Origin of the sequence: Bradyrhizobium sp. 61, assembly GCF_023073075.1 — a bacterium.
Classification (GTDB): Bacteria; Pseudomonadota; Alphaproteobacteria; order Rhizobiales; family Xanthobacteraceae; genus Bradyrhizobium; species Bradyrhizobium barranii.
In genome coordinates this window covers 1-15,303 of sequence record NZ_JADPIU010000054.1, presented here as the reverse complement: position 1 = coordinate 15,303, position 15,303 = coordinate 1, and the positions used below count along the sequence as shown (strand labels likewise).

At 60.7% G+C, this 15,303-nt stretch carries 14 protein-coding genes; 6 read left to right on the top strand and 8 right to left on the bottom strand.

The genetic code is table 11. From position 1 onward, the window contains the following. Positions 1 to 14: 14 nt before the first annotated feature. The 3 genes from IVB46_RS19340 to copD are packed head-to-tail and all read left to right on the top strand — an operon-like array spanning position 15 to position 2,342. A complete protein-coding gene (locus tag IVB46_RS19340) occupies positions 15 to 1,016 on the top strand; it encodes a hypothetical protein (protein ID WP_247343265.1) in 1,002 nt (333 codons plus the stop codon). A gap of 2 nt (positions 1,017 to 1,018) precedes the next feature. Next, positions 1,019 to 1,372, top strand: coding sequence for a copper resistance CopC family protein (locus IVB46_RS19335; RefSeq protein WP_247301925.1), 354 nt, complete (start codon positions 1,019 to 1,021; stop codon positions 1,370 to 1,372). Positions 1,373 to 1,388: 16 nt separating this feature from the next. After that, positions 1,389 to 2,342 (top strand): copper homeostasis membrane protein CopD, encoded by a 954-nt coding sequence (gene copD, locus IVB46_RS19330; RefSeq protein WP_247343262.1) that lies wholly within the window; start codon positions 1,389 to 1,391, stop codon positions 2,340 to 2,342. 103 nt (positions 2,343 to 2,445) lie between these two features. Here the strand turns inward: copD and IVB46_RS19325 are convergent, their stop codons facing one another. The 8 genes from IVB46_RS19325 to IVB46_RS19295 form a co-directional block, all read right to left on the bottom strand. Continuing rightward, positions 2,446 to 3,057: a class I SAM-dependent methyltransferase gene (locus IVB46_RS19325; RefSeq protein WP_247301932.1), complete on the bottom strand. Its 612-nt coding sequence runs from the start codon at positions 3,055 to 3,057 to the stop codon at positions 2,446 to 2,448. A gap of 11 nt (positions 3,058 to 3,068) precedes the next feature. Then, positions 3,069 to 3,452 (bottom strand): hypothetical protein, encoded by a 384-nt coding sequence (locus tag IVB46_RS19320; RefSeq protein WP_247301934.1) that lies wholly within the window; start codon positions 3,450 to 3,452, stop codon positions 3,069 to 3,071. 50 nt (positions 3,453 to 3,502) lie between these two features. Then, positions 3,503 to 4,060 carry a permease gene (locus IVB46_RS44775; protein WP_253075435.1) on the bottom strand — a complete coding sequence of 186 codons (558 nt, stop codon included), beginning with the start codon at positions 4,058 to 4,060 and terminating at the stop codon, positions 3,503 to 3,505. Further along, complete coding sequence (locus IVB46_RS44770; RefSeq protein WP_253075434.1) at positions 4,036 to 4,650, bottom strand: permease; 615 nt, start codon at positions 4,648 to 4,650, stop codon at positions 4,036 to 4,038. The genes IVB46_RS44775 and IVB46_RS44770 overlap by 25 nt, the downstream gene beginning before the upstream one ends. A gap of 386 nt (positions 4,651 to 5,036) precedes the next feature. After that, positions 5,037 to 6,926, bottom strand: coding sequence for a recombinase family protein (locus IVB46_RS19310; RefSeq protein ID WP_247343257.1), 1,890 nt, complete (start codon positions 6,924 to 6,926; stop codon positions 5,037 to 5,039). A gap of 173 nt (positions 6,927 to 7,099) precedes the next feature. Further along, positions 7,100 to 7,276, bottom strand: coding sequence for a hypothetical protein (locus tag IVB46_RS19305; RefSeq protein ID WP_247343254.1), 177 nt, complete (start codon positions 7,274 to 7,276; stop codon positions 7,100 to 7,102). A 426-nt stretch (positions 7,277 to 7,702) separates the two neighbouring features. Further along, entirely contained in the window at positions 7,703 to 9,874 is a 2,172-nt protein-coding gene (locus IVB46_RS19300; RefSeq protein WP_247343250.1) for a DEAD/DEAH box helicase family protein, read from the bottom strand. Between the two features lie 565 nt (positions 9,875 to 10,439). Then, on the bottom strand, positions 10,440 to 12,548 hold the full coding sequence (locus IVB46_RS19295; RefSeq protein WP_247301944.1) for a DUF3363 domain-containing protein: 2,109 nt from the start codon (positions 12,546 to 12,548) through the stop codon (positions 10,440 to 10,442). Positions 12,549 to 12,921: 373 nt separating this feature from the next. On the opposite strand from IVB46_RS19295, the gene IVB46_RS19290 reads away from it, so the two are divergent. The 3 genes from IVB46_RS19290 to IVB46_RS19280 all read left to right on the top strand — a co-directional run. Beyond that, positions 12,922 to 13,818: a transposase gene (locus IVB46_RS19290; RefSeq protein WP_247316097.1), complete on the top strand. Its 897-nt coding sequence runs from the start codon at positions 12,922 to 12,924 to the stop codon at positions 13,816 to 13,818. After that, positions 13,815 to 14,168, top strand: a complete 354-nt coding sequence (gene tnpB / locus IVB46_RS19285) for an IS66 family insertion sequence element accessory protein TnpB (protein ID WP_247316095.1) — start codon at positions 13,815 to 13,817, stop codon at positions 14,166 to 14,168. Before IVB46_RS19290 ends, tnpB begins: the two co-directional genes overlap by 4 nt. A 69-nt stretch (positions 14,169 to 14,237) precedes the next feature. After that, on the top strand, positions 14,238 to 15,303 hold a 1,066-nt coding region (locus IVB46_RS19280), incomplete at its 3' end, for an IS66 family transposase (RefSeq protein WP_247343247.1).

The window sequence follows — 15,303 nt, the reverse complement described above, 5'->3', positions numbered from 1 at the left end:
TTGCGGAGGTCTTCATGTCTATCCGTCATGCGCTTGTGGGTCTGTCGGGGCTCGCGCTTGCGCTGATTCCCCTTTCCGGGAGCATTGCCCACGAAATCGTCGGTAATCGCTTCTTTCCGGCTACGCTCAGCATCGATGATCCCGGCGTCAACGATGAACTGTCCCTTCCCACCGTCGACAGTTTCAAGACGGGCGACGTTCCGCCGATCCGGCAGCGGGACATATCCGGCGAGTTTTCCAAGCGCATCACCGAGGACTTCGCGGTGTCGTTTGGCACAACCTACGCCTTCCTCGGTCCCATCGATCCGACGGCTCCCGGAGCCAATGGATTTCAGAATCTGGAGACGACTTTCAAATACCGCGTCTTCAAGAACCCCGAGCATGAATTCGTGATGTCGGTGGGCGTGAGCGTCGAATGGGGCGGTACCGGCGCGGACAGCGTCGGAGCGGACCCGTTCAACACCTACACGCCGACCATTTATTTCGGCAAAGGCCTCGGCGATCTGCCGGACACGCTGTCTTGGCTGCGTCCAGTGGCAATCACCGGGCAGATCGGCTACGCCATCCCGGCTAGGAGCTCGACAACGACTTTCGCAATTGACTCCGACACTGGCGAGCTGACGGCCGATACTGAATTCCATCCGAAGGTGCTGAACTGGGGTGGAACGATTCAATACAGTATGCCGTACCTGAAATCCTCCGTAATGGATCTCGGGCTGCCGGATTTCATCAATCACCTGATTCCCTTGGTCGAAGCCAACATGCAGACGCCGGTGGCGAACACGCTGACCTCAGTCAGGGTGACGACTGGGACGATCAATCCGGGAGTCATCTGGGTCGACAACAAGTTTCAGCTGGGCGTCGAGGCGCTGATTCCGATCAACCGGCAAAGTGGAACCAACGTCGGCGTGATCGCTCAATTGCACCTCTATCTCGACGATATCGATCCGCGTGGCATCGGCAAGCCGATCTTTGGCGGCGCGGTCCAGCCTGCCAGCCCATTCGCAGGACGTTGATCATGCGACACCTATCTCTCCTTATCATTGTCCCACTGCTGCTGTTAGCGCCAGGCAAAGCGACTGCCCACGCCTTTCTCGATCATGCGGAGCCGCGCGTCGGCAACAAGGTCGCAAGTCCGCCGCATCAGGTGACGTTGTGGTTCACGCAGAAGCTGGAGCAGGCCTTCAGTAGCGTCACTGTCACCAATGGTACCGGACAACGCGTCGATAGCGGGAAGGCGCGCGTGAGTGGCAACCAGATGTCGGTGGCGCTTCGCCCGAGCGGGACGGGCACGTATCACGTGAATTGGCGCGTGCTTTCGGTCGACACTCACACCACCGACGGCAGCTTCACCTTCCAGGTCGGCCAGTAGCGGCACTGGCGAAGCGATGGACTGGTTCGGAACAGACACATTCTTGGTCTTGACGCGAGCAATCCACTTTGCCACGACAACCATTACTGCCGGGACGCTGGTCTTCCGGATCGCGATCGCGCGACCAGTCTTGCGCTCGGAGGAAGCCGCAGCCAAGGCGTTTCGGATGCAGACCGGACGCGTCCTCTGGGTTGGTCTTGCCGCCGCCGTGATCTCGGGTGCGATCTGGTTCGCGCTGGAGGCGGTTTCGATGAGCGGTCTGCCGTTGAACGAGGCGATAAGTGCGGAAACCCTGTCCACGGTATTGAGCGAGACCCAGTTCGGACAGGTTACGGAGGTCCGCGCCGGATTCGCGGTCGTTCTCGCTGCCTGCCTGATTTACGATCGCGTCGCGGCAGCCGATTGGCTCACAGTTGTAGCCGCGCTTTGTCTCACCGCAACGCTTGCCTGGACCGGACACGCCGGTTCAACGCTTGGAGCCGAAGGCAACCTGCACCTTGCCTCCGACGCGCTGCACCTGGTTGCCGCGGCAGCCTGGATCGGTGGTCTTGTATCGCTGATCCTGCTGTTCGCCGCGGTCCGCCGAACTGATGCCTGGGCACTGCTGGCGCTCGACGCCGCGCGGAGGTTTTCGTTTCTGGGCATCGTCAGTGTGGTGGCCCTGGTGGCCACCGGCGCAATCAACGCTTGGATTCTTGTCGGCTCGTTGCACGCGCTCGTCGTCACTGACTATGGGCGCGTGCTGATGCTCAAGCTCGCCATTTTTGTCATGATGCTCACACTTGCGGCAGTCAACCGATTCCGCTTAACGCCGCGGCTCGCGATCGGGCGCTCCGAAGCGGCTCAGTCGGAATCGCTTGATCAGCTCACGTGGAACAGCGCGACTGAAACCGTCCTGGGACTGGCAATTTTCACTATCGTCGGCTTGCTCGGCACCATGCATCCCGCCATTCACCTCGTCTCGCACTAAAGCCGTCGATCGCCGCCATTGGATATCGCCGAAAGGCAGCAGGATTCGTGCTGTAATTTTTCGATCGCTTTAATCGCGCGACCTGCCAAGGTCGAACCGGATCTCAAGACTCGTCCTTGACTGCCTCGATTATTTTCACGACGTCAAGGTAGACATTCTCGACCCGGCGGAGCCGAAAACCGGCCTTTTGTACGTTGCCAACTGTGTCGCGATTGAGTTCTGGGCCGATTCTCTTGGTCAGCTGCGACATCAGATCCAGCATGACGCCGAGCGGCGCGATCGCCATGCTGCGCACGTGCTCCAGCATCAGAATCTGTCCGCCCGGCTTCAGCACACGGCGAAGCTCCTGGAGGCCAGTGATGGGATTCGGAACCGAGCAAAAGGTGAAGATGGTCGCTACCGTATCATACGTTTCGTCCGGATCGCCTAAGTTATGAACGTCGGCCTCGCGAAGCTCGATCGAACCTTTGTAGCTTGCCGCTTTGCTCTTGGCCTGGTCGAGCATCTTCGGGCTGATATCGATCGAGACGATATCCATTCCCGGCGGAAAGAACTTGAAATCATTGCCGGTACCCGCGGCAACGTGCAGCGTTTTGCCCCGAGCTTTGCCCAACAGCCTTTGTTTTTCCGATCCAAGCCGCCTGTCGTCAGCCTTGGCGAACAGATCATAGGTGCGGCTGGCACGATCCCATTTCTTCTGCGTTTGAACATCCATGGCAAACCACCTCAATCCCCTGCCTCGATTACGGCCCCCCGCAGTGCATAATTGTAGATCTTTACGGCCGCCGTTACGACGAGGCCGAAGACCGCGCCGACGACAAGACTGGCGCCCATCGTACGAGACCCCGCCGCCATCGAGTCGCGCATTGCGAACAGCATGCCGCCATACATCCCGGTCAACGAGCCCGGCACCATTACGTCGATGATGCCAATAAGCGGAGCAAGCATGTAACCCATGAGCAGCGACACGATCATGCCGAGGCCCATTCCGATCAGCATGGCGAGCACCATATCCAGTCCCGGCGAGATGACGGTGCGGATGATCAACGCTGTTACCGCGCCGATTGCTGCGCCCGCAAAATAATCGCCGATCTGAAACAGCATCTTCATCGGTTCAGCCCTCATGTGACGGCTTACGCATATGCTATCTCGCCGATGTTCTAGTGGGCCTGCTCCACGGCAGGCGACTTGTTCATCATGCACAACATGTCAGGGCCGCCAGTCCTGAGAAATCGCCAAACCAGACACGCGGAAAGCACGAGGAAGGCGATGTTGAGCCAGGTGGTGTAGTTCCACGTAATTGACGCTTCGACCATTCGAGCGTCCCGTTCCAGCGGGACCAGGCCGAAAACCCAGAACAGCCCCTCAACGATCAACGCAGCTACCGCCATCGCCGCGTAAAAAGTCGCAAACAGGAAACCAGCCATCGTCAACCCGTAGTATTTTCGGTAGATGTTGAGGACGGGAAGCACGATCAGATCGGCGAAGATGAAGGCGATGACGCCGCCAAAGCTGATGCCGCCGTTCCACAGCACCGCAGCCAGCGGGATATTCCCGACAGAGCAGACGAAAGAAATCACCGCTACCAAGGGACCAATGATCGGACCCCAAAGTTTAGCGATCGTCGGATGATCGACCAGGAAGAACGACTGCCAGAACCAGTTCGGGACCCAGGCCGCAAGTGCGCCCGCGATCAACAAGCCTCCAACAATATCCATCCAGACTGAGGCCCAATCCACCACGAATAGTGGCTGACGGCGGTCAAGCCCTCGTCCGACGTCAGCCGCTGCAAGAACGAGCCGCCTTCGGTCACCGACATGTCCATCTCCGCGTGTCCCTCCATTCGTCCGGCAATGCCCCGGTCAGATTGCACTTTTGCTTCGTCGAGAAGACTATGGCTCATCAACATCCGAAACAGGACGACCAACAGCGCGACCATGATCGGCGCGCCTACAAACTCGGCCAGCGTGAACTGCCAGCCCAAGAACACCAGCATGATGATGCTGAGTTCGACGACGAGATTGGTCGAGGCCATCTCGAACGCCATCGCGGCGGTGAAGTTGGCGCCCTTGCGGAATACCGAGCGGGCGAGCGCCACGGCTGCATACGAGCACGACGATGATGCTGCCCCGAGCGCAAGCGCGGTGACGATCGAGCGTGGCCGGTCGTCCGGCAACAGGCGGCTCATTTGCCGATGCGAAACAACTGCTTGGACGATAGCCGACAGCGCAAAGCCGAGGATCAGAGGCCACAGGATTTCCCATCCCGTCGCAATGGCCATGCCGAGCGGACGCAGGATCAATTCCATTCCACGCTCCCGCTTCTGGAACCGCTGGAGCAACGCTTGATTTTCGAAACAGTTCAGTCACCAGAGCGGCTCGGGCGCGGTGGTCGAGTGCACCGGGACGATCAGCAGCCAGAAAGGCCAATGCCTCAGGATGCCCGCGGAGATAAGAAGTTTCTTGTTGGACTGATAAGCGACCGCAACTGCGGGGAATTTATGCCCTCGGACCATGAGTTCGCCTTCGGCGGACCGTTGGCTTCGGAGCCATCAATCGTGTCGAACATTCCGTATCGCTCGTTTTGCGAAAGAGTGCTGAGAAGGGGCATCTGACAGACGCGCTATCGAGTGCGAAGTCGTGTAAAATCGTAGTTTGGCGTACAAAATCGTGCAAATGGCGGAGAGAGTGTCAGTCAACCCCCATTGAAAGATAAAGCATTTTCGAGCTCGCGAGGCAAAATACCACTGTTTGAGCTACGGCCGGAAAATGGGTTTCGCCTGAACAGCCTGATTGCGGTCCAATCTTTCGCGGATTCTGATGGTTGCTTCTTAAACCCAGAGTAAGGAGGCACGCTGTGGCCTAGCTGCCGGGAGGCGCCACACCCGATCTCTGCGAAATGTCGCGCAAAAACGAAAAGGCGACCTTTCCGAGTCGCTCGGTGGTTGCGGGGACCTGCAAGCGCGTTTGTTATAACTTCAGGCTTGGGCGACCTTCGGCGGCCCGCAGCAAGATCGAGAATAGCCATCAACTCGCCGCGTAGGATGGCGTGGCTATCACCCCGCTTATTGCCGGGGGTTATCACCACCTCGCCAACCAGCGAGCGGATGTCCTCGCGGGCCTCCCGGTTGGACTCAGGCTCAGCCAGCGTTTCGGCAAGGTGGATCACCTTCGCGCGATAGTGTTCAGCGATATTCGGATGTACGTCCGGTAGATCGGCCGGAGCCTCGGCTAGTCGTGCCTCGATCTCGGCTTTCTGCTGAGCCAGTTCCCCCATCCTCGCCTTCATGGCCGGCTGGTACATTCCATCCTCGATGGCGTCCATGATCCTTTTGATGCTCCTCTCAATCTTCTCAAGGGCGCGACGATCCGCTTCCGCCTGCGCTCGCCGTTCATGGTTCTGGCGATTGGTTTCCTCCGCGTAGGCGCGCACCGCGACCGCCACGGCCTCGGGAGATACCAGCTTGTCGGTAAGGCCCGCCAACACGCGCCGCTCGATGTCGTCGCGGCGAATGGTGCGGCCGTTATCGCAGATCCCTTTGCGGAAATGACTGAGGCAGCCGTAGCGATCGTTGACGACGATGCCATACGTGCCGCCGCAGCATCCGCAGGTGAGCAGACCTGACAATAGGAAGGCGGGACGACGCAGGCGGTTCAGCCGTTCCGCGCGCGCGGCGCGGACGCCTGTGGTCGTCGCCTCGAACTGCTTTGCAAGCTCGGCCTGGCGCCGCTTCACCCGCTGCCACAACTCGTCATCGACGATGCGCAGCTCCGGCACCTCGGTCCTGATCCATTTCGCCTCGGGGTTCGGACGCGACACCCGCTTGCCCGTATTCGGGTCCTTGATGAAGCGCTGCCGGTTCCAGACCAGCACGCCGGCATAAAGCTCGTTGTTGACGACGCCATTGCCCCGGCAGGCGTACCCCCGAATCGTCGTGTCGCCCCAGGTGCGGCAAAACGGGCCGGTAATGCCATCCCGGTTCAGATCGGTCGCAATGGCGCGCGGTGATTTCCCAACCGCGAATTCCCGGAAGATACGGCGGACAATCGCAGCCTCGGCCCCATTGATCTTGCGTTCGCCCCGAACCGGTTCGCCCTCGCTGTCGATACGCTTCACCACGTCGTATCCGTAGCACCGCCCACCGCCAGCCTTGCCCTTCTCGACCCGCCCGCGCAAACCACGATGGGTCTTGGCGGCGAGATCCTTCAGGAACAGAGCGTTCATCGTGCCTTTGAGACCAACGTGAAGTTCGGAGATTTCGCCTTCGGCCAGAGTGACGATCTGTACGCCGGCAAAGCGCAGATGCTTGAACAGCGTCGCGACGTCGGCCTGATCGCGCGAGACTCGGTCCAGCGCCTCGGCGAGCACAATGTCGAACTTGCTACGGCGGGCGTCCTGCAATAGCGATTGGACGCCCGGTCGGAGAATCACGCTGGCGCCGGAGATGGCGGCGTCCTGATAGGTATCGACGACCTGCCAATCTTCCCTGCCCGCATGCTCACGGCAGATGCGGAACTGGTCCTCGATCGACGCCACACTCTGATTGTCAGTCGAATAACGGGCGTAAAGCGCAACCCTGAGCATGGCGTTCTCTCCGATCAGACCTTCACATCGATTCTGCAATTTCCGCCGCCGTCAAGATGCATGTTTCACCGCGGTCCGACGACACTCCGTCCCTCGCCCGCTTTGCTCAGGGAGTATGATCGTCACCTGAGCAAACGAGCAGGTAGACGAAACCGTAGCTGAAGAACCTGGCCCTATCGTGGCCCTGGCTCGTTGTCATTGGCGGCGGCCGGTTGCCCGGCCCGCTCGCGGGCGAGCTGTCGGCCGATAGCTTCAGCAATCCGCAGAATTCGCGGGTCGAGCGATTCATCGGTACTCAATCCATTGTCATTGGCCGGACGAGGCCCTTTCCTTTCCTCTTCCGTCGCCATTCCGCCGCTCCCTCGTCAGGTCCATCGGACAAAAGGAACGAGGAAACGAGAGCACGGAAGACAAAAATGAAGCCATCATGCTATGGCGTAGAAGTGCTTGCAGGCGGCGGTTGAAGGCTCTCGAACAAGAATTCCGGGGCTTGGACCTTATCTTCTCGGTCAGTCTATTCGATCGCGTAGCCGAGCGCTCTGTATCCGGTCCGTCGTTTTGCAGCCATGCGAGCCAGAACCGGCACAGCGCTATCGACGTAGTCGACAACGAGAACGTCCGTTTTCCCGTCATGTTGACGGTGGAGCCGGCCAACGTACTGGGCCAACGTTCCTTTCCAGGAGATAGGCATGGTCAGGAACAGCGTATCGAGCCGGCCGTCATCGAACCCTTCTCCGATATACCGACCTGTCGCGAGTATCAGCCGCTCCTGATCGTCAGATACACGCAAAGCCGCTTCGGCGATTTTGCGCTCGGCAGCCGCCACGCAGAACGACAAGATTTTTTACAAACGGCGCGAACCGATTCCGAAGATATTCGAGGTGATCCTTCCGCTCGGTCAGAACAACCGGCGAACGCCTTGCCTCCAGCGATTTCAGGACATCATCGAAGATGAGGTCGTTCCTCGGTTCATCCTGAGCCAAGGCCGCGTAAATTGCTGGCATAGACGGCCGTTCTGCCGACGCCAGCAATGGCGGCAATTCGAATTTTGTCGAGCGATCGCGCGCGCGGTGACGAATGCCACGTTCGAAAGCCTGCTGACGAGCATCAACTCGGTAGCGGACAGGGCCGCATTGCATGAAGATGATCGGTTGATGCCCATCCTTGCGCGCAACGGTCGCGGAAAGACCCAGGACAAACCGTGCTTTTGATCGACGCGCCACCAATTCGAAGCTCGCGGCAGACAGATGGTGACATTCATCAACAATAAGATGACCGTAATCCGCTACGAGATCCGAGACTTCACCTTTTCGGACAAGGCTCTGGATCAGCGCAACATCGATGACCCCGGTCGGTTTCCGCCTCCCGCCGCCGATAATTCCAATCTGTTTCGGATCAATGTCTAGGAAGGATCGCAACCGTTCGACCCACTGATTGAGCAATTCGCGCCGGTGAACGAGAACAAGCGTATTTCGGGCGCGTCGGGCGAGAAGCGCTGCCGCTACAACGGTTTTCCCGAAAGCGGTCGTGGCAGCAAGAACGCCGTGATCATGAGGAACAAGTGCGTCGAAGGCTTTCAACTGTGGCCGCCGCAATTCTCCCTGGAAGGACAGTTCCGTGGGCAGCGGCCTGCCGATTTCCCGACGGTCTTCCAAAACAACATCGGCGCGGTGGCTTTTGATGAGCTCGATTGCTTCCTCAAGGCAACCCCGAGGCAGCGCCACGTGTCGCGTATGAAGTTCGGCGCATGATATGACCCGCGGCTTGCCGAAGGTCGGCAAACGCATGGCCTGCGCACGATAAAACTCGGGATTCTGGAAAGCTGCCAGGCGAATGAACTGTGTAATCAGGGCCGGTGGGAGCTCTGTCCTATCTATGTACACCTGATCCGCGACCACGACCTTGATTCTCTCCGGTATCACAGCCTCCATCCGGCGGGGTTCGCTGCGACGGGACGGCGTCATTCGCCAGGGCTCGTCAGCGTGCTCGTCTTCCACCGGCATCCGGACACCGAGAATCCGACCCGACAGCTCCGCCTCGTCGGCGATCCTGAAGGCCGTATCAGCAGAGAGCCTCGGCAAGGATGACAGAAAGGCCCACTGGTCGTCGTAGGGCCGCAAATCTCCGTCGACGAAGACGCTGTTGCCGTTTTCCCGCGCCCTTCTTTGCAATGGTAGAGCGATCAGATTTCCAAAGCCGCCGATCGGCATTGTATCCTGGTTAGGAAAGAAACGGTCATAGGAGGTGAAGCCGATCTCAGGCCGGTTCTCCATCGTCTCGGTGATCAGTGCAGCGCCCAGCTGACGAGCGGTTCTGGCGGGAATAGGCTCAGAGAAGAATACCCAGACGTGACCCCCGTTTCCTGACCTCGATCGTTCCAGAGCGGCAGGAATTCCCTTTGCTCGACATGTATCCAGCAGCGCCCTGGTATCGTCCGCCCAGCTTTCCTTGTCGAAATCGGCCGCCAGGAACCAGCATGTTTCATCTTGCAGCAAGGGATATACCCCCGCGACAAAGTCGCCCTCACGCAGATTGCCGCCGCCGCGAAGGTGTTTTTCAATAATGTCATCCGAAGTCGGAATAAACGCCTGATGAGGGCACTCGCCGCATTTAATCTTCGGCTTGCCGCATATTCCCTTGGCCCATTCGTTGGCGCAAGCAGGAGCATATCCTGAGCGACCCACTTTCCGGTTTTCCCATCGAACAGGGAAAACATCCGGGCGCCCGGCGAACAGGCTGCGAAAAAGCGCAACCTTGTTCGCCGACGGCGAACTATTGGTGATTGGCGCGTCCACAAAGAGCGATGGCTTATCGGAAAGCCTGACAGACGTCAGCTTTTGCTCAAGTGTAGCGAGCGCGATTTCAAGCTCAACCCGCTCAGCATCCAGGGCTGTCAGGCGTTGCCGAATACGAGCGATTTCTTGTTCAGCTTCTTTCTCGTCTACCAAACTACGAAGTCCATGCCGGCAGCGAACACGTCACCGATCAGCATAGCGCAAAGAATCGTTAAGCTTAAGGTGGCAAGGATGGAACGTGCGCCGTGCCGCACGTGCTGCCATCGCCGCCGCACAAGGACAGGGCATCACCGATCGCGCAAAGACTTACGCCCACGCATCAACGAAAGCAAAGGCGGGACCCAGCGAACGACGACGCACAAGTTCGCATCGCGGCGCCCTCGACCGAAGACCGGCGGCGGCATGCGCGCAAACTCGATACCATGGATGATTGATGCGTCCGCAGCGATCTAGCCTCGCTGGTTTGGTGGGGGCACTTCCCGCGCGGCGCCTTGGTGACGCGACCGAGCTAGGTTCACTCAATCGGTGTCTCACCTGCGGTCATATCGAACGACACGGCTTCCCATCAAGCCTTACCTGCTTGGCAAGCCCCTGCCGGGCCGGCGACAATCGGTCAAGGCCGCAAGCCGCGAAGCGGGGGCGCGGAACGCGCCAGCCTTGACGGGATGGCGCCGGTCCGGCCTGTTTGGCTCCAAGCAGGCAAGGCTTGCTCCTCCGCTCACAACCCCAGCCCGCGCTTTCTGCCCAAGCTCCATTCGATGCCGCTGTCATTGTGCATTAGGCCGGAGATGTGCTGCCCGATGCGCTTGTCGAGTACGGGTTGCCACGGCACCAGACTGAAGCCGCCACTGAAGTTCTCGATCATCGCGAACCGGCCGCTGGATAGCTGGGTGGAGTCGACAAGCTGGCCGCTGACGTAGTTACCCGGAACGACAGGCCGCCATGGCAAACCGCGTTCGGCGGCGAGCGCCTTGCCGGCTCGTTCGATGTCGGCAGCCTCAAGCCGCTGGATCAGATCCCTGGGTGCCCGGACGCGACCGTCGCCGAGATCTTTGACGTGACCCATATTCGCGAGCGCCTGTTTGCGCTTCTCGAGCGCGGCCCTCACCTCCTGCCCGAACCCCTCACCAGCGAGCGCGCTGCGCTGGCGTGAGACCAGTTCGCGATCGAGCCAGGTTGCGCCGTCGTGGCCAATCTGCTGGTCAAGGCCGGTGGGAGACAGCACGCTTATTCGGATGTTGGCGCGGTCCCGCGCCAGATCGTAGGCCTGGCCGCGCTCGGGAAGATCGGCAGGGACGCGCCAGTGATCCGCATCGATCCGCTCGGCATGGCCCGCCCGGCGCAGCGCCTCCAGGCGGCGGACGTGGGATCGAACGAAGGCCTCGGGGTCGTCGCCGATGCGGTCGATGGCAGTTCTCGCCCGCTCCAGATGCTCGGACGGACGGTAGACGCCTCCTTGATCTGCAATATCCATGATATTGCGGTCTGCGGCGCGGGGCCCGGGAGGGGCGGAGCCCGCCGCGACGATCATGCCTCGGGCGACCTCCTCTGCGCGGGCGGCATCCATCTCGATATGATGCACACGCCCGTCTGCCCCATCGATCACCAGCCGGACCCGCTCGCCCATCTCGTCGCCGCCGAGCCCCTTGTCCAGCACCCGGCCGACGATGCGTTCGGTCGCGTTCTCGCGGTGCAGGACGTAGCGCGCGGGGTGCCGATCTCCCGCCAGGCCCTCCCGTTCCAGCGCCCGGTGCATGGTCTTGATGATGTCGCCGCGCTCGCCAAGCTCGCGCAGCGCCGGCTCGGCCTTTGGCGATACAATCCATTTTCCGGTCTCGATTTCGGATGCCAGCCCCATGCGCTCCAGCTTGCGCGCCCGTTCGATCAGCAGTGCCCGATTCTGTTGGAACGTGTCGCGCATGTCCCGGTCAGGACGCAGGTCGGAGAACTCCTTTCTCTGCTGCTCGGCGATGAGCATCCGGTCGAGCCGGGTGAAGCGATCGGCGTCCACTTCCCGCTCAAGCTGCTTGGTCACTTCAAGCTCGGTCTGGCGGCCCAGTTCCTGGGTAACAATCTCACTGGCTCGTTCGCGAATGCCGTAGGCGATATAGTCGCCGGCGATGTTGAGGGTCTTGCCGTCCTCAGTGACGCCGCGCACGAGAATGTGGGTGTGCGGGTGGCCGGTGTTGTGATGATCGACCGCGATCCAGTCGAGCTTGGTCCCGAGGTCGGCTTCCATCTGCTTCATCAGATCACGGGCGGTCTCGCGCGGGTCGGCGAGCTCCACGCCGTCCTCAGCCGAGACGATGAAGCGGAACTGATGGCGATCCTCGCGACCCCGGTCGAGGAAAGCGCGGCCATCCTCGACGTCGCGCTCGGCCGAATAGACCTGGCCCCTCTCGCCATCCTTCGTCACGCCGTCCCGTTCGAGGTAGCGCAGGTGCGCGTCCACCGCCTTGGCGCTGACGAACTGCCGTCCACGCGCGGCACCGCGCTGCGGGTTGAGCTTCACCACGCGAGCCTTGACCGCCACCCGCCGCGCCCGCGTGCGCCGGCCGCTCGCGTCCCGGCTCCACGCGCTCCGATCCTTCAGCTCCAGCGCCGTTGCAGCGCCCCGTCCTCGTGCATTGAACCGGCCGCTTCCCTTTCCGGCCCTACCCGGCCGATCGGGGTTGCCGCCCGCCCGGCGTATGGCCTGATGGACCTCGCCGAGAAAGCTGGCCGGGCGACGGCGCATCCCGCCGATCCGGATCACACTCGCCCGTCCACCACTGCGATCACGGACCTTGCCGGGACGGATGCGGAAGTCGTTTTCGTCACGTGCCATGAGACGACGATTGGAAACCGAAACAATTCCTGCAAGAGCCGAAATGCGCCCATCGCAGGGTAGCGCAGAAACACTTATGCCAGCGCAAGCGCGTCGGTCTCGCGCATCCCGCACATTGCGAGCGACATCGCTGAGACCGTTGGAAACAAAGAAGAAAGGGTCGGAAGCGCCCCCGCCGCACCTCATCGCACGAAGAGCGAGCCCCTCAAAACAATGTGCAGACAAACACTTAGGAACGAAGTTCCGGCAGCGAGGCAACTCGCTTTATCTTGCCTTACTAATCGGTCGTGTGTAAGCGTCCGGTTCCTGCACACCTTCCTCCTCGTGTGATGTCGTTCCATTTCGGGTTCTCTGCTGCTGTGGAGATTCTCCGGTGGGACCAAAACACTTCCAGAACAAAGCGCGACGCGAGTGGTGGTCGCTGCACGTCGAAGCGTGGCGCCGAAGCGGTCTCGGGATCCGCAAATATTGTCGTCAGCAGCGCCTCACCGAAAACACGTTTCGGCCTTGGCTGAAGCAGCTTGCCGGCGAAGACACTGCACGTAAACTCGCGGAATATCAGACGGAATTGCGCCGCGAGAAGCACCGGGAAGAGCGAATAAAAGAACTGCGAAAGCAGAAGCAGCAACGGTTTTCCGTCAGCACGGACATCCGCAACCGCGCGACACAGGCGTTCTGGGCGATGCATGTGGAGGCGATGAATTGGAGCGGAATGGGCGTCCGTGCCTACGCCGCTGCAATGCAGCTGTCGCCGCAGTCGTTGCGCAAATGGCGTGACCGACTGGATACCGGCGAGGTCACAATCGACTGGCGCGCGCATCTTCACCCCTCAGCCCGCCCGGCCGTTAGCACTAGTGCTAGGAACTCAACTCCCGAAAGGAGCTTGACAGCCGCGGAAATCGGCGATCCGACGGCGCCCACCGCCCCCATCCGACGCTTCTTCAGTGACGAGGAGAAGCTCGCGATCGCGAGGGAAACCGAGCAGCCGGGCGCCAAGGTATCTGCCGTTGCCCGCAAGCACGGGATCGTCACCGGGCTGCTGTTCCGCTGGCGTGTGCAATTTGGCATTGGGCAAAAGAAGCGCGCGAAACTCGCCCACGTCGTGCTCGCCGACAACGCAGCCGAGACGCAGGTTCTGCGTAACCTCGTACGTCCGCCCGAGCGAATGGTGGCCGTTGACCTGGCCGATGGAGGTCGCGTCTTTGCTCCAGTTGGTAGCGATCCGGATGCTGTGCGAACGCAGATCGAGAGCGGAGAGATTGCACCATGATGTTCGTTCCTGCGGGCGTGAAAGTGCACATGGCGCTGGGCTACACCGACATGAGAAAGGGTATGGACGGGCTCGCAATGCTGGTCCAGGACGTGCTGAAGAAGGATCCATTCTCCGGTCATCTCTTTGCCTTCCGCGGCAAGAAGGCATCGGTGCTGAAGATCCTGTTCTGGGACGGCAACGGACTTTGCCTGTTCACGAAACGCATCGACCAAGGTGGCTTCGTGTGGCCCGTCATGGCAGGCTATGACGGTTCGATTACGCTCACACCGGCACAACTCGCGATGCTGATCGAAGGCATCGACTGGCGCGCACCCGAGCGCGTGTGGAAGCCAGCGCTCGCAGGCTGAATCGCAGAAACCCGCATAGAATATAGCGAACTCGCTTCTTCGAATCAGCGCGTTCGAGTAAAATCGGACATGCAGCTCGATCTCAACAATCTGCCGTCCGATACGGCGCTGTTGCAACGTCTGGTGCGCGAAATGGCTGTTGTCGTCGACAGCCGTGACGGTGAGATCGAGCGCCTCCAACTCATCATCAAGAAGTTGCAGCGAGCGCAGTTCGGGCGTCGCTCCGAACGCCTGGATACCGATCAACTGGCGCTCGCGCTTGAAGACCTCGACGGTGACATTGCCCGCATCCGGGAGAACCGCCCGATAGTCGTCACCGAGACCGACGACGGACGCCCGAAACGCAAACCGCTGCCCGATCATCTGCCGCGCGAGGACGTTGTGCTCGCGATCCTCGGTGATACCTGCGGCTGTTGTGGTGGTGCGCTCCATGCGATCGGCGAAAGCGTCAGCGAGATGCTGGACTGGGTGCCGGCGCAGCTTCGTGTGGTGCGCATCACTCGCCCGAAATACGCCTGCCGCGCCTGCAACGAAGTCGTACAAGCGGCGGCGCCAGAACGGCTGATCGCTGGTGGACTGGCCACACCGGCGCTGCTCGCGCAGGTGATGGTCAGTAAATATTGTGATCACACGCCGCTTTATCGGCAGTCGCAGATCTTCGCCCGCCACGGCGTCGATCTCGGACGCTCGACGCTGGCCGGATGGGTTGGCGGCGCATGCTGGTGGCTGGAAGCCCTGCATGAGCGATTGTGCAAAAACGTGTTCGCCTCCGACCATCTGTTTGCGGACGACACGCCGATCCCGGTGCTCGATCCGGGCCGTGGACGAACGAAAACAGGACGGCTCTGGGTCTATGCGCGCGAACAACGCCCCTGGAATGGACCGGAACCGCCGGCGGCGGTCTATCTGTTCGCGCCGGACCGGAAAGCGGAGCGACCGGTGGCGCATCTCGAACGGTTCAAGGGCGTCCTGCACGTAGATGGTTACGCGGGATTCGAGCGGTTGACCGGCAAAGGAGACATCGTGCTCGCCGCCTGCTGGGCGCACACAAGACGCAAGTTCTACGAGGTCGCTGAGGCGACCGGCTCGCCGGTGGCGGCCGAGGCGTTGCGCCGGATCGGCGAACTCTATGCCG